Source organism: Nocardia sp. NPDC004278 (assembly GCF_053602975.1).
Map to the genome: position 1 here is coordinate 33,874 of NZ_JBSGEQ010000027.1, position 14,066 is coordinate 47,939.

12 protein-coding genes are annotated in these 14,066 nt (G+C 67.0%); 7 read left to right on the plus strand and 5 right to left on the minus strand.

Going from position 1 to position 14,066, the window contains the following annotated elements; genetic code table 11:
• The first annotated feature begins 6 nt into the window (after positions 1–6).
• The 3 genes from ACWEO2_RS32130 to ACWEO2_RS32140 all read left to right on the plus strand — a co-directional run bounded on the left by ACWEO2_RS32130 (position 7) and on the right by ACWEO2_RS32140 (position 5,339).
• Positions 7–3,096 carry an AAA family ATPase gene (locus tag ACWEO2_RS32130; protein WP_452408770.1) on the plus strand — a complete coding sequence of 1,030 codons (3,090 nt, stop codon included), beginning with the start codon at positions 7–9 and terminating at the stop codon, positions 3,094–3,096.
• Positions 3,097–3,189: 93 nt separating this feature from the next.
• Positions 3,190–4,818 (plus strand): DNA-3-methyladenine glycosylase 2 family protein, encoded by a 1,629-nt coding sequence (locus ACWEO2_RS32135; RefSeq protein WP_452408839.1) that lies wholly within the window; start codon positions 3,190–3,192, stop codon positions 4,816–4,818.
• Between the two features lie 23 nt (positions 4,819–4,841).
• Positions 4,842–5,339 (plus strand): methylated-DNA--[protein]-cysteine S-methyltransferase, encoded by a 498-nt coding sequence (locus ACWEO2_RS32140; RefSeq protein WP_452408840.1) that lies wholly within the window; start codon positions 4,842–4,844, stop codon positions 5,337–5,339.
• A gap of 23 nt (positions 5,340–5,362) precedes the next feature.
• Here ACWEO2_RS32140 and ACWEO2_RS32145 read toward each other — a convergent pair whose 3' ends face one another.
• Positions 5,363–5,719 (minus strand): YbdD/YjiX family protein, encoded by a 357-nt coding sequence (locus ACWEO2_RS32145; protein WP_452408771.1) that lies wholly within the window; start codon positions 5,717–5,719, stop codon positions 5,363–5,365.
• On the minus strand, positions 5,623–7,944 hold the full coding sequence (locus ACWEO2_RS32150; RefSeq protein WP_452408772.1) for a carbon starvation CstA family protein: 2,322 nt from the start codon (positions 7,942–7,944) through the stop codon (positions 5,623–5,625). Before ACWEO2_RS32150 ends, ACWEO2_RS32145 begins: the two co-directional genes overlap by 97 nt.
• Positions 7,945–8,147: 203 nt before the next feature.
• On the opposite strand from ACWEO2_RS32150, the gene ACWEO2_RS32155 reads away from it, so the two are divergent.
• The 3 genes from ACWEO2_RS32155 (at position 8,148) to ACWEO2_RS32165 (ending at position 11,334) form a co-directional block, all read left to right on the plus strand.
• On the plus strand, positions 8,148–9,440 hold the full coding sequence (locus ACWEO2_RS32155) for an ABC transporter substrate-binding protein (protein WP_452408773.1): 1,293 nt from the start codon (positions 8,148–8,150) through the stop codon (positions 9,438–9,440).
• An 89-nt stretch (positions 9,441–9,529) separates the two neighbouring features.
• Entirely contained in the window at positions 9,530–10,408 is an 879-nt protein-coding gene (locus ACWEO2_RS32160; RefSeq protein ID WP_452408841.1) for a carbohydrate ABC transporter permease, read from the plus strand.
• The gene (locus ACWEO2_RS32165; RefSeq protein ID WP_452408774.1) at positions 10,405–11,334 is read left to right on the plus strand and encodes a carbohydrate ABC transporter permease; all 930 of its coding nucleotides are present in this window, start codon (positions 10,405–10,407) and stop codon (positions 11,332–11,334) included. Before ACWEO2_RS32160 ends, ACWEO2_RS32165 begins: the two co-directional genes overlap by 4 nt.
• A gap of 54 nt (positions 11,335–11,388) precedes the next feature.
• Here ACWEO2_RS32165 and ACWEO2_RS32170 read toward each other — a convergent pair whose 3' ends face one another.
• The 3 genes from ACWEO2_RS32170 to ACWEO2_RS32180 are packed head-to-tail and all read right to left on the minus strand — an operon-like array spanning position 11,389 to position 13,329.
• The gene (locus ACWEO2_RS32170) at positions 11,389–11,808 is read right to left on the minus strand and encodes a VOC family protein (protein ID WP_452408775.1); all 420 of its coding nucleotides are present in this window, start codon (positions 11,806–11,808) and stop codon (positions 11,389–11,391) included.
• A 10-nt stretch (positions 11,809–11,818) separates the two neighbouring features.
• Positions 11,819–12,655, minus strand: coding sequence for a helix-turn-helix domain-containing protein (locus ACWEO2_RS32175; RefSeq protein ID WP_452408776.1), 837 nt, complete (start codon positions 12,653–12,655; stop codon positions 11,819–11,821).
• Positions 12,656–12,696: 41 nt separating this feature from the next.
• Positions 12,697–13,329: an NAD(P)-dependent oxidoreductase gene (locus ACWEO2_RS32180; protein WP_452408777.1), complete on the minus strand. Its 633-nt coding sequence runs from the start codon at positions 13,327–13,329 to the stop codon at positions 12,697–12,699.
• A gap of 79 nt (positions 13,330–13,408) precedes the next feature.
• Between ACWEO2_RS32180 and ACWEO2_RS32185 the strand changes: the two genes are divergently transcribed.
• Entirely contained in the window at positions 13,409–14,020 is a 612-nt protein-coding gene (locus tag ACWEO2_RS32185) for a TetR/AcrR family transcriptional regulator (RefSeq protein ID WP_452408778.1), read from the plus strand.
• The last annotated feature ends 46 nt before the right edge of the window (positions 14,021–14,066 follow it).

Consider the following 14,066-nt stretch of genomic DNA (forward strand, 5'->3'; position numbering starts at 1 on the left):
CGCTGCATGAGGCTGCACCGGCTGGAGATGACCGCGTTCGGGCCATTTGCCGACACCACGGTTGTCGACTTCGACGCGCTCGGCGCGGATGGGCTGTTTCTGCTGCACGGTCAGACGGGTGCGGGCAAGACGACGGTGCTCGATGCGATCGCGTTCGCGCTGTACGGCAGTGTGCCGGGCGCGCGCGGCGAGAGTAAGCGGCTGCATTCCGATCATGCCGATGAGCACACGCCGCCGCGCGTGGTGCTGGAAGCGACACTGGGTGGCCGCCGCGTGCGGCTGACTCGCTCGCCGGAATTCCAGCGGCCGAGTAGGCGGGCCAAGAGCGGCTGGGTGAAGGAGAATGCCGCCGCGACGTTGGAATGGTTGGACGGGCGCGGCGCGAACCTGGCTCGTCTGTCCGATATCGGGGACGAGATCATCCGGCTGCTCGGCATGAGCGCGGACCAGTTCTTCCAAGTCGTGCTGCTGCCGCAGGGGGATTTCGCGCGGTTCCTGCGCGCGGAGAACGAGGATCGGGAGAAGCTGCTCGAAAAGCTCTTCGACACCGAGCGATTCGGCAGTGCCGAGCAGTGGCTGGCCGATAAGCGGCGGGCCTCGGCCGCCGATGTCGAATCGCGCAAGCAGGGCATCGATCGGTTGATCGCACAGGTCGCGGTGGCCGCGGGGGAGACGGCGGCGGAATCGGTCGGACCGCTGGAGGCGGTCGGCTGGTCCCAGGACCTGCTCGCGACCGCACGTGCCGCCCTCGCCACGACGGCCGCGGAAGCCGAACGCTGCCAACAGGAATCGGCGCGCACCAGATCCCTTGCCGAGGAACAGCGCCGCCTGCACGAGCTGCGCCGCCGGATGACCGTCGCCCGCGAACGGCTCGACGAATACGCGGACGCGGCCGACCACCGCGCCGACCTGCAGGCCGAACTCGAACTTGCGCGTCGCGCCGCACCGGTCGCCGAGGCGATCGATGCGGCGCGAGCCGCGGTCATGCAGGCCAGGCGCAAGGCGGACGAAGCGCAACGCATTGCGGCACGATTGGCCGCACTGCTCGCCGAACCCGCTGGTGCCGATATCGCGGGCATCGAGCTGATCGCGGTCGAGCCGGGTCCGGACGGTGCGCCGACCGTCGCCGTGGCCGCCGATGTCGATGCGGCCATTAGACGGTGGAGCGCACAGATCGGCGCGCTCGACGAGGTGAGCGCCGACGCGACGACCGCGACCCGGCTCACCTCGGAACTAGCAACGCTGCGCGACGAGGACGTCGCACTGACCGGTCGAGTGGACAAACTGAACCGGCTGCGTCAGCAACTGCCCCGATCGATCGCCACCATCGAGGCCAGGCTGCGTGAAACCACCGAGGCCGCAGCCGCACTGCCCGCGCTGACCGCCGAATGCGAACGGCTGCAAGCGGCAGCGGCGGCGGCCGTCGAACTTGCCAGTCGCAACACAACTCTCGACCACGCCCGCATCGAATTCGAATCCGCCCGCGCCGCACACCTCGACGCCAAGGAACGGGTGCTCGAACTGCGCGAGCGCAGGCTGGCCGGTATGGCCGCCGAACTCGCCGGTCAATTGACCGACGGACTGCCCTGCACGGTCTGCGGATCCGCCGATCACCCCGCACCGGCCCGCCCGACGCAGCGGGCGGTATCGAAGGAGACCGAGGACGCGGCCGCCGCCAGCGAACGCGCGGCCGAGGACGCCCGCGACCGGGTACTGGCGCGCATTACCGGTCTGGAACGCGAAATCGAGGCGCTCATCGCCCGCGGCGGCGATGCCGACCGCGTCGAACTGGCCGCCGCCCTGCGCGCCGCCACCGACCGCTACCAGGACGCCGCCGAACTCGCCGCCCTTTCGGACAGTCTCACCGCCGAACTGACCCGCCTGCGCACCGACGAAACCCGCCTGCACGATGAACTGCGCGAATCCGATACCCGCCGCAGCACCGTCACGACTCGCATCGCCGCGGCGACCGCCCGTCTCAGCGAACTCACCGACCGCCTGCGCGCTGCCGCGGGCGCCGATGAAATCATCGACCGCCGCCGCGGCCGACTCGATACGCTGATCGGCGATGCGACCGCCTTGCGCGACGCCCGCAATGATGCCTCGGCCGCCGCGGAACAAGTCACCGTCATTGCCGACCGCGTCGAAAGTCTCGCGCTGGGCGCGGGTTTCATCGTCGAGCAGGTCAATGGCGAAGTGGACGCACCAGCGCGGGACGATGTCGCCCGGTTGACCGCCTATGCCCGAGTGGTCACCGCCGCATCGCGAACCCCGCAGCGGCAGCACGATATCGAGGCGGAACTGGTCGCCGCCGACCGCGCCCGCGCACATGCCGAGGCCGTCCTGGCCGAACCGGAGATCCAGGCCGCGGCCTCGACCGAACCCGGCGATCTCGACGAGCTGGCAGCCGCGGTGACTGCCGCACAGGCCCGGCTGAATACCGCCGTCGCCGCCGATGCCGAGGCAACTCGCCGGGTGAACCTCCTGGCGGACTTGGGCGGACAGCTGTGGGCCGCGGTGGACCGTATCGCCCCGGTTCAGCGCGCCCACGAGGAACTGGCCGGGCTCGCGGAGGTGGTGGCGGGGCGCGGCGAGAACAACCGCCGAATGTCACTGCGCTCCTATGTGCTCGCCGCCCGGCTGGAGGAGGTGGCGCTGGCGGGCTCGGTTCGGCTGCGCCGAATGTCGGGCGGGCGCTATGAATTCGTACACTCCGACAAGGCGGGTCCACGCGGCCGACGCGGCGGCCTCGGCCTCGATATCCGCGACGACTACACCGGCGCCATCCGCCCCGCCAAAACCCTCTCCGGCGGCGAAACCTTCATGGCTGCACTGTCATTGGCCCTCGGCCTCGCCGATACCGTCGCGGCCGAATCCGGCGGCGTGGTCCTCGACACCATCTTCATCGACGAGGGCTTCGGTGGTCTGGACGCCGATACCCTCGACGCGGTCATGGGCGTCCTCGACGAACTCCGCGCGGGCGGGCGGGTGGTCGGCCTGGTCAGCCATGTCGATGAAATGCGCCAGCGCATCCCGAGCCGCCTGCATGTCATCCGTGGCCGGGCAGGCTCGCAACTGCGCACCACCGTCGCCTGAGCCGACCGCGTCGCTACCCGGCGGCGCCGAACGCGCATACCATGGGGGTTTATGGCAGATTTCCGCTAGCGCTCGGTGCGGGTTACTGACATTGTGGATTGGGTGACGATCACGGCTTTGGATTTCGAGCGCTGCTATCGGGCGGTGTCGACCCGGGATTCCCGATTCGACGGCCAGTTCTTCACCGCCGTGCGGACTACCGGAATCTATTGCCGCCCTTCATGTCCGGCGATCACGCCGAAGCCGACGAATGTGACGTTCCTGCCGACGGCCGCGGCCGCGCAGCAGGCCGGATACCGGGCCTGCCGCCGCTGTCTGCCCGATGCCGCACCCGGATCGCCGCTGTGGAACACCCGCGCCGATCTGGCCGCGCGGGCTATGCGGCTCATCGGCGACGGCGTCATCGAGCGCGGCGGCGTGCCCGCCTTGGCCGCCACCCTCGGCTATTCACAGCGCCAGTTGACCAGGGTGCTCACCACCGAACTCGGCGCCGGTCCGCTGGCGTTGGCCAGGGCGCATCGCGCGCACACCGCGCGGCTGCTCATCCAGACCACGAATATGCCGATGTCCGATATCGCCTTCGCGGCGGGATTCGCCAGCATTCGCCAGTTCAACGACACCGTCCGCGAGGTATTCGCGGTCAGCCCCACCACCATGCGCACCGAGGCACAGCGGTTGACCCGCTCGGGAAATCCCGCCGTGGCCGCCGCCAACGGTTCGCTGGCGCTGCGCCTGCCATTTCGGGAACCACTGGACCGGGGCTGGCTGGAGTGGTTTCTCTCCGCACACGTGTCACCGGGCATGGAGCTGTGGGAGGACCGCGCCTACACCCGCAGCCTGCGCACCCCGCACGGGCATGCGATAGCGCGACTGAGTTTCCAGCGCGATCATGTCCGCGCCGAACTGTCCCTGCACGATATGCGCGATCTCGCGCCGACCGTCGCGCGACTGCGGCACCTGCTGGATCTGGACGCCGACCCGGTCGGCATCGATGAGGCGCTCGGTGTGGTGCCAGCCGATACCGATGTCGTCGTGACATCGGCGCGGGATCTCCCGGATGCCGGTGCGGCACCGGCCGACCATCCCTTCAATGTCGGCGCGACCACCGCCCGCCGCGCCACCGCTCGTCCGCAGTTCACTCCGGGTATCCGGGTGCCCGGCTGCCTCGATGGCCCGGAGTTGTTATTGCGCACCATGATCGGACAGCAGATCTCGGTAGCCGCGGCCGCGACCCATACCGCCCGGCTGGTCGAGGCGCTCGGCGAGCCGATCGACGGACCGGTAGCACGGCTGTTCCCCACTCCGGCCGCGATCGCCGAACGCGGGGCCGATGTGCTGACCGGTCCGGCGCGCCGGATCCGCTCGATTGTCGGCGTCGCCTCGACCCTCGCCTCCGGTGACCTGGTGCTGCACCAGGGCCGCACCGCCACCGACTTGCGCCGCGAACTGCTGGCCCTGGACGGCGTCGGACCGTGGACCGCCGACTACGTGACCATGCGGCTGCTGGCCGATCCGGATGTCCTGCTCGACACCGATCTCGTTGTCCGCCAGGGTGCCACCCTGCTCGGTGTCGACCTGTCCGATACCGCGCGCTGGGCGCCGTGGCGCTCGTATCTGTCCATGCAGCTGTGGAAGGCCGCGCTCGCCGGTCGCAAAACCAGTCCGCCGAAGTCATCCGCGACGAAGTCGGTCGCCGCAGCGAAATCGAGGGCCGAATTGTGAATGCGCCAACCGATTTCGCGACCATGGACACGCCGATCGGCCCGTTCACCGCATTGGTCGACGCCGAGGGCGCCGTACTGGCCTCCGGCTGGACCGCCGATGCCGAGAACCTGCGGCAGCTGGTCCATCCGAGCCTGCGTCCGGACCAGCTGCGCCGACGCGACGAACTCGGCGCGGTAACTCGGGCGATCGCCGCATACCACCGCGGCGAGCTGACCGCGATCGATGCGATCGCGGTGCGCCAGCGATCCGGCGAATTCCTCATGCACGCATGGGAAGTGCTGCGCAAGATCCCCGCGGGCGATCCGGTCACCTACACCGAATACGCCGCGATCTCCGGCCGTCCCGATGCCACCCGTGCCGCCGCGAATGCCTGCGCCCGCAATGCCGCGGCGCTGTTCGTGCCGTGCCATCGGGTCCTGCGCATCGGCGGCGCGCTCGGCGGTTTCCGCTGGGGGCTACCGGTCAAACGCTGGCTATTGGATCACGAAGGTGGCAAGACTCGGTTGACCATCGAATAGTCCCGCGCCGGCACGGGTTCGGGTCAGCAGCAGCGATTCTGCGGATTGTTATCGGTGTCGGCATGGCGTCGACGCCAGTAGTCGCGTTCGGACGGGATCTCACATCCGGGATGGTTGCGCTGCAGATGGCTCACATAGCGCTGGTAATCCTGTCCGCCGAGGACCGCGTTGAACCACGATCCGACCGCGCGAATCCTTATCGCACCGGCACTTCCGGCGCTCCGCAGACGCCGAATGACGGCCGCTCGAGGCGACCGGCCGTCACTGGGCTGCGCTGCTGCGGTCAATGTGCCGCTGGCCCCGCCGGTTCCGCCGCGGCGCTCTTGGCGTGTGCGGCGCCCGGCGCGCGGACCTGCCCCGATTCGATCAGGGCATCCCATTCCTTCTGCACCGCCTTCTCTTCCGCAGTGGCGATGAAGCCGCGCGGTGCGAAGATCTTCGACGGTTCGTCCGGTGATTCGGTGCTCGGTCCGCCGCCCGCGCGCCAGGCGCGCAAGCACACCACGGCACCGACCACCGCGACGATCAACACCAGCACCGCGAAGATGACCGACAAGCTGCCCTGGATGAACGTGTTGCGCACGATCTTGTCCATATCGTCGACATTCTTGGCGGGCGCCAACAGCTTTCCGGCATCGCGGGCGGCACTGTAGTTACTGTGCTGCTTCCAGTATCCGAGCTTCGGATCGGCGGAGAAGATCTTCTGCCAGGATGCGGTCATCGTCACCGTCAGATCCCAGATCAGCGGCAGCGCCGGAATCCACGCCCACTTCACCAGGCCCTTCTTGATCAGAATGGTCAGCACAACGGTGAGCGCGATGGCGGCGAGCAGCTGGTTGGAGATGCCGAACAGCGGGTACAGCGTGTAGATGCCGCCCAGCGGATCGGTCACACCCATCAGCAGGACCGAACCCCAGGCCGCGACCACAATGGCCGAGCACAGCCAGGCGCCGGGCCGCCACGACGGATCCTTGAACTTCTTCGCCGGACCGCCGAGGTTGCCGAGCGAATCCGAGAGCATGAAGCGCGCGACGCGGGTACCCGCATCGATGGTGGTGAGGATGAACAGCGCCTCGAACATGATCGCGAAGTGGTACCAGAACGCCTTCAACCCGGAGCCACCGAGGAATTGCGACATCACCTGGGACATGCCGATCGCCAGCGTCGGCGCGCCGCCGGTGCGCGAGATGATGCTGGTCTCGCCGACATCCTTGGCGGTCTGGGTGAGTTCACCCGCCGTTATCGGATCACCGCTCAGACCAAGGGAATTGGTGTAGGCGGCGGCCTTCTCGGCGGTGCCGCCGGTGAGCCCGGCGCCCGCGTTCATGGCGAAGTACAGGTGCTGGTCGATAATGCTCGCGGTAATGATCGCCATGATCGCGACGAACGACTCCATCAGCATGCCGCCGTAGCCGATCATCCGCGCATGCGACTGCTTCTCCAGCAGTTTGGGTGTGGTGCCGGAGGAGACGAGGGAGTGGAATCCCGACAGCGCGCCGCACGCGATGGTGATGAACAGGAACGGGAACAGACTGCCCGCGAAGGACGGACCGTTGCTATTGTGCGCGAACTGCGACACCGCTGGCGCCTTCAGCACCGGCATGGTGAATATGATGCCGAGGGCGAGCAGCCCGATGGTGCCGATCTTCATGAAGGTCGACAGGTAGTCGCGCGGTGCCAGCAGCATCCAGACCGGCAGCACCGAGGCGATGAAACCGTAGATGATCAGCAGCCAGGCGATGGTGGTGCCGGACAGGGTGAACAGATCACGACCCCAACCGGATTCGGATACCCAGCGTCCGGAGATGATCACGAACAGCAGCAGCACGAAGCCGACCAGCGAAACCTCGCCGACCCGGCCCGGCCGCAGGAACCGCAGATACAGGCCCATGAACAGCGCGATCGGAATGGTCATGCCGATGGAGAACACACCCCATGGGCTGCCGCCGTGCAGCGCACCGTCGGGCCCCTTTACCGCGGCCAGCGCCTGCACGACAACGATGCCGAGCACCGCGAGCAGGATCATCATGATCACCAGTACGGCAATGATCGCGGCGACGCCGCCGATCGGGCCGAGTTCATCGCGGGCCATCTGCCCGAGGCTGCGACCGCGACGTTTGGACGAGGCCCAGAGCACGAGATAGTCCTGCACCGCACCGGCCAGGACCACGCCGACGATGATCCAGATCGTGCCTGGCAGATAACCCATCTGGGCGGCCAGAACCGGTCCGACCAGCGGACCGGCACCGGCGATGGCGGCGAAGTGATGCCCGAAGAGCACCCGCCGGTCCATCGGCATGTAGTCCGTGCCGTTCTCCATGGCCTCGGCGGGAGTGGCCACATCGTCGCGCGGCTTGACGATCTTGTATTCGATCAGCCTGGCGTAGAACTGGTAGGCGGTCACATACGTGCAGACCGCCGCGACCACGATCCATACCGCGTTGACGTTCTCACCGCGCGAGATGGCGAGGACGGCCCAGGCGATCGCGCCGACGACCGCGATGGCCCCGAAGATCGCCTTCTTCCTTGGCGTGATCGGCGATCGATCGACCACCCCGACGGGCGGCAGATCGGGATCCGTCCGCAAATATTCGATTGTCGCCATCCGTCTTCTCTCCTGTAAAACGCGCAGGATGCTGCTCGAACTCGTGACAACGTATCCGATTGGTGACGTCGAACGCGGCCGTTTTCCTTCGGCTTTGGACAACGTTAAGTTTTGTTCGTGTGTCGGCCGTCACCTCGGTGTTGCCGAACGTATGCTGCCATGCGATTCCGCCAAGCTCCACATCCGCCTGGAGGAGGGCCGTTTTGCGCAGGCGCACGCTGCTCGGCTCGGTGCTGGCCGCGCCGCTGCTCGCCGCCACCGGCTGTGCATCCGATGACAACGCGCTGACCTTCTTCTTCCAGGCCAGGCCGGAGGAGGCGCGGGTCCGGCTGCGGATCATCGACGAATTCCAGAAGCGGCACCCGGACATCCGGATTCGCACCATCATGTCCGGGCCCGACCCACTGCAGCAGATGCTCACCTACTGCGCGGGCGGCAAATGTCCGGACGTCATGATGGCGTGGGAGCTGCTCTACGCCGGACTCGCCGAGCGCGGGGTGCTGCTGGATCTGCGCACCCTGCTCGATCGGGAGCCCGAATATGCCGCGGCACTGCGCGCCGACAGCTACCCGACGCTGTACGACACGTTCACCTACGCCGGTGGGCAATACGCACTGCCGGAGCAGTGGTCCGGGGTATTCCTCTACTACAACCGGGAGCTGTTCGCCCGGGCCGGGCTCAGTGCACCGACTCGGTGGCGCGAGGCCTGGTCGTTCGATGAATTCCTGGATGCCACACAGGCGCTCACGCACCGCGAGCCGTCCGGCCGGACCCGGCAGTGGGGCTTTGCCGATGCGTGGGTGCCGTACTTCTCGGCCGCCTGCTTCGGGATGAACAACGGGGCCGAGTGGTTCACGCCGTCAGTGAACCCGACCAGGACCGATCTCGGTGATCCCCGGTTTGCCGAGGGGTTCCAGTTCTATGCCGATCTGGCGGTGCGCCATCGGGTGGCGCCGAAAGTCGCTGACCAGCAGTCGGTTTCGGCGCCGGATCTGTTCCGGCGCGGCCGGGCGGCCATGGCGATGGGCGGACACTGGCTGTATTCCGAATTCGCCGGACACGATGATCTGCCCATCGATGTCACGGTGCTGCCGGTCGGTCCGCACGGGGGCCCGGGTTCGATTACCGATGTCGGCAGCACCGGGCTGTCCATCGCCGCGGACAGTCCGCGCATCGAACAGGCCTGGGAATTCGTCAAATTCGCGACCGGCCCGGTGGGGCAGGCCATTATCGCGTCCTCCGGACTATTCGTGCCCGTGCTGAAATCGGCGATGGGTTCACCCGGATTCGCAGCCGCTCATCGCGAGATACGCAACCTCCAGGTTTTCACGGAGGGGCCGGAGAATTCGCGTGCGCTACCGGTTACTCCCGTCTGGGGCAAGGTTTCCGCATTGCTGGAGCGCGGCGGCAACCGCGTGCTACGCGGCGCCGCCACCGCCGACTCCATCAGCGCCGCCCTGACCGCCGATATCGACACCCTCCTGGAATCCCCGTGACCCCAACACAACTGCGCGAATCGATCGGTATATGGCTGCGACAGACCGCACGAAGGCCGCGCCGCGGCGTGCGGCGGGAGCGGGGGCGGCTGGCGCGGCGGCGGGAGCGGGCGGGATGGGCGTTCGTGGCGCCGAATGTGGCCGCGGTGGTGGTGTTCTTGCTGTTTCCGCTCGCGGTTTCGCTGTATCTGAGTATGCAGTCGTGGGATCTGTTCAGTGCGCCGCGGTTCGTTGGGGTGGCGAACTATCGGCGGTTGTTCGCATCGGATCCGTTGTTCCTCATCGCATTGCGCAATACCGCGGTGTTCACCGTGCTGACATTGGTGCCGACGGTGGTGATCGGGCTGGGGGTCGCGGCGGTACTCAATCGGAAGTTGGCCGGTATCGGGATATTTCGGACCATTGTGTTCCTGCCATTGGTCGCCTCGACCGTCGCGATGGCGGTGGTGTGGCGCTTCATCTTCACCACCGATGACGGGCTGCTCAACATCATGCTCGGCTGGGTCGGCATCGATCCGCTGCCATGGCTGACCGATCCGGATTGGGCGCTGGTATCGCTGAGCATCGTGACCGTATGGAAGAGCGTGCCTTTCGCGACGGTCATCCTGCTGGCGGCGATGCAGGGGGTACCCGAGACACTGTACGAGGCGGCGCGCATCGATGGGGCGGGGGCGGTGCGGCGGTTCTGGTCGGTCACGCTGCCCCTGATTCGCGGGCCGCTGTCGTTCGTCTTCGTCATCACAATTATCAATTCGGTGCAGGCCTTTGATCAGGCCTATGCGCTGACCGGGGGCAACGGCGGGCCGGAGACGGGGACATATTTGCTCGGAATCATGCTGTTCCAGAACGCCTTCGGGTTCTACGAGGTCGGGTATGCGGCGGCGCTGGCGTGGGTGATCTTCGCGATTCTGCTGGTGCTGACGCTGTTGCAGTTGCGGTTCGCGCGGCGGGCGGAGGTGGAGTTATGAGTACGTCGGAGATGGTGCGGCGATCGCTTCCGGTGCGGCGCATCGGCAATACGCCCGCTGCGGGCAGTGCGCGGCCAGCTCATGGACGGGTGCAGCGGGCCATTGCGCGCCGAACGGTGCGTGGGGTTCTCATCTACGTGGCCCTGATCGGCATTGCCTGGTGCGCGCTGGGGCCGATCCTGTGGGCGCTGTCGGGTTCGTTGAAGCGTGATGGCGAGATCACCGAGCCGACACTGATTCCCGCGCGTCCGCAGTGGTCCAACTACGGGAAGGTTTTCGAACTACTGCCGCTGGGGCGGATGCTGGCCAATACCGCTTGCTACGCACTGTGCGTCACGGCGGGGCAGGTGTTCTTCTGTTCGCTGGCCGGATATGCATTCGCGCGCTTGCGATTTCGCGGACGAGACGTGCTGTTCCTGGCCTATCTCGGCACGCTGATGGTGCCGCTGACCGTGACCGTGATCCCGCAATTCCTGCTCATGCGCGCATTCGGCTGGGTGGACACGCCCTGGGCGATGATCGTGCCCGGGCTGTTCGGTAGCGCATTCGGCACCTATCTGATGCGCCAGTTCTTCCGGACGCTGCCCGCCGAGCTCGAGGAGGCGGCGATCGTCGACGGCTGCACCACCTGGCAGGTGTTCTGGCGGGTGTTATTGCCGCACACCCGTCCCGCGCTCATGGTGCTCGGTGTGCTCACCTGGATCACCGTCTGGAACGACTTCCTGTGGCCGCTGGTCATGATCCAGCGCAACGACATTGCCACCGCCACTTTGGGTTTGGTTCGGCTACAGGGTCAGTACCACACGCAATGGCCGATTCTCATGGCTGCGGCCGTGGTGATTCTGCTGCCGTTGGTGGTGGTCTATGCGATCGCGCAACGTGCGTTCGTGCGCGGTATCGCGGCGTCCGGTCTCGGCGGTCGTTGACGGTCACGTCGGCCGCGGCCCATCGCCCCTCCGCGACCGAACGCCGAGGCGCGCCTACTCGCCCCAGTAGGTGCCGAAGCTCCAGAGATTGCCCTCTGGATCGCGAACGGTGAAGCCGCGCGAACCGTAGTCCTCATCGCGCAGTCCGCGCACTACCTCTGCACCCGCGGCGACGGCGTGGTCGTGCAGGGCGTCAGGGTCCTCGCAGACGAGATAGATCGAGTCGGTTCCCGGCCCCCGCGCACAGAACGGGTTATCGCCCTTGCCGATGGAACTGAACATGATGCCGCCGCCGAGCGGCCAGCGCAGCTGACCGTGCTCGATGAACGACGGATCGTCCTCCCTGGCGTAGAGCGCAGTCTCTTCGAAGCCGAATGTGCTGGTCAGAAAGGCAACTGCCGCGCGTGCGTCGGTGAAATTGAGGCACGGCCAGACGGCGGTGCGGGTCGCGGCGGAATGCGTTGGTGTCGTCATGGATCCAGCCTCACCCGCCGGACCCCGCCGGGTCTTGGACGGATGGAATCTCCTCCGCCAGCCATATGGTAGGGCTACAGCCGGCCAGTTCGGCGAAATCGCGATTCAGGTGGGCCTGGTCGTAGTATCCGCAGGTCGCGGCAACCTGGGCGATCGTGACGTAGGACGGCGTGTGTCCGATCATTCGCCGGGCTCGTTCGAATCGGGCGATCCGGGCGGCGAGCTTCGGGCTGAGGCCGAATTCCGCGCCGAAGCGGCGGGTCAGATGCTGGCGGCTCCAGCCGATTTCCGCGGCGAGCGCACCGATCTGCGCCGCACCATCGGTGTCGACCAAAGTCTGCCAGGCCCAGGTCAATTCGGGGGTCACCAAGCGGTCGTGGCAGGCCAGTGCGGTCAGGATCCGGTCGCAGGCGGCGAAGCGATCCGGCCAGGTGCTCAGCTCCTGCAGTTGCTCCCACAGCTGACGCCCGACCGGCCCCGTCACCTCGGCACACTCCACCGAGGTGTTCCACAGCGCACTTGCGGGCATCCCGAACAGAGCCCGGCTCCCGAGCGGCGTCAGCTCGATCCCGATCCCCTCCTGGTACCCGTTGTGCGCGATGACCGCCGAACTGGCCTGCAACCCGCTCAGCACACACCGGTAGTCCGCTGGCGATTGCCGCGAATCGGTCTGTGCGACAACGTCGATGCTCGGCCCGATGGACACGATGAATGTCATATGCCGCGACGGCAGCCCCCGATGCAGTCCGGGCGCGAACCCGCACAGTCGATACCCGACGTACCCATCGATGAACGCCGCGAGCGCCGGTGCCGGACGTGCCGTCACCACTTCGGTGGTCGGCTCCACATCCGGAACGCTACGCCGCCCGGCCGCTATCGCAAGGCGAGTCAGTTGGCGACGTTGATGTGCTGGTGGATCGATCCCGGATCGGCCGCCAGGTCGAGCAGGCAGGCGGCGAGGTCTTCGCGGCTGATCCGGATGCCGAAGGTCACATTGCGCTCGATCGCCGTTCGGTAGGAACCCTGCGCCGGACGGTCGGTGAGCTGCGGTGCTCGGACAATGGTCCAATCCACCGCGCTGTCGCGCGTCGCCTGTTCGGCTCCGGCCATATCGTCGAGGCTGTGCCGCAGCAGCGGACGCAGAATGAGCGGTTTGACCACGAAGCGGGTGAACCAATCATCGCCCGTTCCAGCGATTCTCGCGCTATTGCTGATCAGGATCAGCCGCCGCACACCCACCGATGCCATGGCCTCGGTAATGGCGAGTGCGGAGTCGGTGGCCACGGATGTCGGTCCCTTTTCCCGCGATCCGATGGTGTCGAGCACCGTGTCGGCATCTCGGATCGTCGTGGCGATGTCATTGGGATTCATGACATCGGCCGTGATCACCCGCAGTCGTGGATGATCCGCGAGCGCGTGCTGACCTCGAACAACCGCGGTGACCTCATGTCCTGCCGCGAGCGCCTTGCGAACAAGATGTCCACCGGTGCGGCCGGTCGCTCCGAAGATCGTGAGTTGCATTTCCAGTCCTTCTGGTTGGTGAGTATTTACTAACCTATGATGGGTGAGTATTTACTAACCTGTCAACCCGGGAGGCTGCGTGGGCACGCGCGACCAGATCCTCGACGCCGCCGCGGAGATCATGCGCAATCGCGGCGTCGTCGAGGCGACGACCAAGGAGATCGCCAAGGCCGCTGGCTACTCCGAAGCCGCGCTCTACAAGCACTTCAGCGATAAGGAGGACCTCATCCTGAACGTCCTTCAGTACCGCATGCCCGGTCCCGCGGCCATTCGACCCGAGCCGGGCACCGGCACGGTCGAAGCCAATCTCGCCGCCTTCGCCCGCGCCGCGCTCACCTTCTACCAGCAGTCCCTACCCCTCCTCGGCGGCTTGCTGGCGCAGCCCAAACGTATGGCGGCGCACCGTGATTCGATGCGGCGGCACGGCGCGGGGCCGGGTCACGCCATCGCGGGCATCGCGGCCTACCTGCGGGCCGAACAGGAACTCGGACGCATCGACGCCGCCGCCGACGTCGACACAGCCGCCGCGCTCCTCGACGGCACCTGCTTCCATCAGGCATTCCTGCGGTTCTACGAGGAGGGGCCGGACGCGTCGGCTGCCTCATCCGAAGTCGCCCACAGCCTGGCGCTAACGCTTGTTCGCGGGCTCGGGTCGTCGGCTGTCGACGGCGGAGGCCACGCGGAAAAGTAGCGGCTCTGGCGCGTCGTAGCGGGCAGTCGCCAGCGCCTCTCATGCG

Excerpts from the sequence above, each read along its gene's own strand:
- ACWEO2_RS32140 (WP_452408840.1), top strand. The coding sequence starts at position 4,842 with ATGGACACGCCGATCGGCCCGTTCACCGCATTGGTCGACGCCGAGGGC.
- ACWEO2_RS32150 (WP_452408772.1), bottom strand. The coding sequence starts at position 7,944 with ATGGCGACAATCGAATATTTGCGGACGGATCCCGATCTGCCGCCCGTC.
- ACWEO2_RS32180 (WP_452408777.1), bottom strand. The coding sequence starts at position 13,329 with ATGCAACTCACGATCTTCGGAGCGACCGGCCGCACCGGTGGACATCTT.
- ACWEO2_RS32130 (WP_452408770.1), top strand. The coding sequence starts at position 7 with ATGAGGCTGCACCGGCTGGAGATGACCGCGTTCGGGCCATTTGCCGAC.
- ACWEO2_RS32165 (WP_452408774.1), top strand. The coding sequence starts at position 10,405 with ATGAGTACGTCGGAGATGGTGCGGCGATCGCTTCCGGTGCGGCGCATC.
- ACWEO2_RS32145 (WP_452408771.1), bottom strand. The coding sequence starts at position 5,719 with ATGGGATGCCCTGATCGAATCGGGGCAGGTCCGCGCGCCGGGCGCCGC.
- ACWEO2_RS32170 (WP_452408775.1), bottom strand. The coding sequence starts at position 11,808 with ATGACGACACCAACGCATTCCGCCGCGACCCGCACCGCCGTCTGGCCG.